2 protein-coding genes are annotated in these 3,514 nt (G+C 43.1%); both read left to right on the forward strand.

All coding sequences use genetic code 11. The annotated features are described in order from the left end of the window. The first annotated feature begins 584 nt into the window (after positions 1-584). Positions 585-1,208: a glutathione S-transferase family protein gene (locus F6K52_RS34080; RefSeq protein WP_293089287.1), complete on the forward strand. Its 624-nt coding sequence runs from the start codon at positions 585-587 to the stop codon at positions 1,206-1,208. A gap of 524 nt (positions 1,209-1,732) precedes the next feature. Further along, on the forward strand, positions 1,733-3,514 hold a 1,782-nt coding region (locus F6K52_RS34085), incomplete at its 3' end, for a filamentous hemagglutinin N-terminal domain-containing protein (RefSeq protein ID WP_293089289.1).

Consider the following 3,514-nt stretch of genomic DNA (forward strand, 5'->3'; position numbering starts at 1 on the left):
TCTTGAATGGTTTGTTCCTCAATTGTGGCACATATCATAGGATACTATATAATTTCTCATATTCCTTTTTAGATATTGTATGTTTATTAAATGACAAAAAAATGAGATTATATAGATAGGGTGCATCTCATTTTTGCTGTTTGACATGGTGGTGCGTTACGGGACGGACTTTCCCAACACTGGCTACTGATAAAATGAGGGCGAAGCCGTCCCTAACGCACCCTACGCAACTATATATTTTACCTAACTCTATATCTGATAAGGTACAAATTGATCCCCCATTCTCCCCCTTAATAAGGGGGACTTTAAAATTGAAAACCGTACCTCATAATTGTTTTACTATTGTCTGTTGCCTCTTGCCTTCCCCTCCTGGGAGGGGTTAGGGGTGGGTTCCTCTTGCCTCTTGCCTCTTGCCTATTCCCTGCTCCCTAAAACATTAAAAAACTACTTTACTTCTTGCTATGCGTCTATTATTCTATTTCTTAGCTACTTTCTCCACTTCTATAATCCTTGGATACGCTAATCCTGTCAGTGGACAAAGTGACTTTAATATTCCTAAGGTAAACGAATCTAGATCTAGAACAATGTCTTATCCTACTCAAGAGTCAGAATTCAGTAGTCAGGAAAATTTTCAAGTCAGTCAATCATCTGGACAACTAAAACTTTATGGTGGTCTTCGGAGCCGAGCTGCGGTTGTGCAGTGGTATCTGGAAGAGTTGGGAGTGCCCTATGAGTATATCTTGCTGGATATGAAAGCTGGAGAGCATAAACAGCCGGAATACCTGTCGATTAATCCGATGGGAAAAGTGCCAGCAATTGTGGATGGGGACTTTAAACTTTGGGAGTCGGGAGCCATTTTAGTTTACTTAGCTAATAAGTATGGAGAAACCCCTAGTTCTCTGGAAGAACAGTCGGAGATTTTGCAGTGGGTGTTGTTTGCTAATGCTACCTTAAGTCTAGGATTGTTTTTGGAAGATAGACGGGAGAAAGAAGCGCCCAGTTTGTTGAAGCCACTGAATGAACTATTAAGCAATAAACAGTTTTTGTTAGGGGATAATTTTAGTGTGGTGGATATTGCAGTAGGGTCTTATTTGGCTTATGCAAAAATACTGGTAAATTTGGATTTTAAGGACTATCCAGCTGTTGCTGATTATCTGATGCGTTTGTCTGAACGTCCAGCTTTTAAAGAAACTATTGGTAATCGGTAAAGAGAAGTGTGGGAAGTGTGGGAGGTGTGGGGAGGGTGGGGGGAGAAGAAGACAGAAGATGCAAAGCGCGAGTCGGGGAAACCCGATGTTCCTTTGCTGCATCGCTACTTGAGCTGCTTTTGAATAAAATAAGCACCTCAAGCAGCGTGGGCGTAGCGCATATGCTTACTTCTTTTTTAACTGCAATTGAAAGTTTCCTGGATAATTGTTGGTGGTTAGCCCGATAAGTCTATAGATACTGAAAAATAGGCTATCAGCACTCACCATTCAGCAGGTAGTGCATTAGCTGAATGCTTAGCAAATAGTATAGATTGAATCGCCTAGGAAAAAGCTAATTCGGGACTTTACTTTGCCCTGCTTAAAGCTAAGGGGTAACTGACGGAAGCAGGACGAAAAGGGCTGTAAAAAATTATTGCTAAACTAGGCATTACCCAATACTATTAATAAGGAGCAAAATTAGGCTCTATTATAGCTCTGGATCGGCTGTTAAATATTTAAAGAAATCGATCGCTCTATTGATTAACATGAAACCTCTAGTTTACGGACTTGTGCAAACAAGTAGCGTTGTGTTGTGTTCTCTACTGGCTGCAACTACGGCATTAGGACAAATCACTCCAGATAATACCCTCGGTAATGAAAGTTCTGTGGTAACTCCCAATGTCGATGTTAAGGGTGACCTAGCCGATTTAATTGAAGGTGGAGCGATTAGAGAAAGCAATTTATTCCACAGCTTCTCAGATTTTAATGTTGCCGAGTTTGGGCGAGTTTATTTTGCGAATCCTGCTGGAATTACCAACATCCTGAGTCGGGTAACTGGAGCAAATGTTTCCAATATTTTAGGGACTCTGGGAGTTTTTGGAAATGCTAACTTATTTGTGATAAATCCAAACGGTATTTTCTTCGGTCCTAATAGCATACTGGATCTGGGAGGGTCATTTTTTGGGAGTACTGCTGATAGTGTCTTGTTTGAAGATGGCACAGTATTCAGCGCTAAAAATCCCAATCATAAACCGTTATTAACGATTAATATACCATCTGGCTTGCAATACGGATCTAATCCAGGGAGTATTACTAATCAGTCTAGTCTTTTTAAGGTACCAAATGTTCAAACATTAGGACTAATTGGTGGTGACATTAATATTCCTGGTGGTCAGTTAACAGCAACCGATGGACGGATTGAGCTGGGGAGTGTTGGTTCTAATAGCGTGGTGAAGCTGACCCCAACCGATACTAGTTTTGTGCTGGATTATTCAGGAGTTCAAGAGTTTCAGGATATTAGTTTGTCCGAGGGTGCTTTTGTTAATACCAGTGGGGAAAGCGGTGGCAGTATCCAGGTGCAGGGGGCTAAGGTGAGTTTACGCGATCGCTCTCGTGTATTTGCGAATACCGAAGGGAGTGGAAGTGGGGGTGGCATAGTTGTTAAGGCTTCACAGTTGAGTCTTGACGGTGGTTCTAGGATAACTACAGATGTAACTGGCTCAGGACAGGGGGGAGATGTCAGGATTACCACTGGGGAGTTAATGGTTTCTGATGGAGCAAGAGTTTCAGCTATCACAATCGGTGAAGGGGACAGCGGAAATTTGACAGTGGATGCCTCTGAATCTGTTCAAGTAATTGGTACTGATGCCTCGGGTGGGATTTTCAGCGGCTTGGCTACTCAAACTCAAGGGAAAGGAAAAGCGGGAGAGTTGAGTATTACCACTAGGCAGTTAATAGTCTCTGATGGAGCAGTTGTTTCAGCTGGCACTGTTGGTGAAGGGGACGGGGGAAATTTGACTGTGGATGCCTCTGAATCTGTTCAACTGATTGGTACTGATGCCGATGGTCGGTCTCGCAGCGCCTTGTCTACTCAAGGTAATTCAAACTCAAAAGGAAAAGCAGGAGATTTGAGTATTCCCACTGGCAAGTTAATAGTCTCTGATGGAGCAAGAGTTTCAACTGACACTTCTGGCGAAGGGGACGGGGGAAATTTGACTGTGAATGCCTCTTCTACTGTTCAAATCATTGGTACCTCAGTCGATGGTCTGCCTGTCAGCGACTTGTCGGCTGAAACTTTTGGGAAAGGAAATGGGGGAGATTTGAGTATCACCACCGGGGAGTTAATTGTCAAAGATGGAGCAGTTGTTTCAGCTAGCACTGCTGGTGAAGGGGACGGGGGAGATGTGAGTATTACCACTGGACAGTTAATTGTCAAAGATGGAGCACAAGTTTTAGCTGTCACTGTTGGTGAAGGGGATGGGGGAAAGTTGACTGTGGATGCCTCTGAATCTGTTCAACTGATTGGTACTGATGCCGATGGTTCGGTT

Origin of the sequence: Moorena sp. SIO3H5, assembly GCF_010692395.1 — a bacterium.
Lineage (GTDB): Bacteria > Cyanobacteriota > Cyanobacteriia > Cyanobacteriales > Coleofasciculaceae > Moorena.

Excerpts from the sequence above, each read along its gene's own strand:
- F6K52_RS34080 (WP_293089287.1), top strand. The coding sequence starts at position 585 with ATGTCTTATCCTACTCAAGAGTCAGAATTCAGTAGTCAGGAAAATTTT.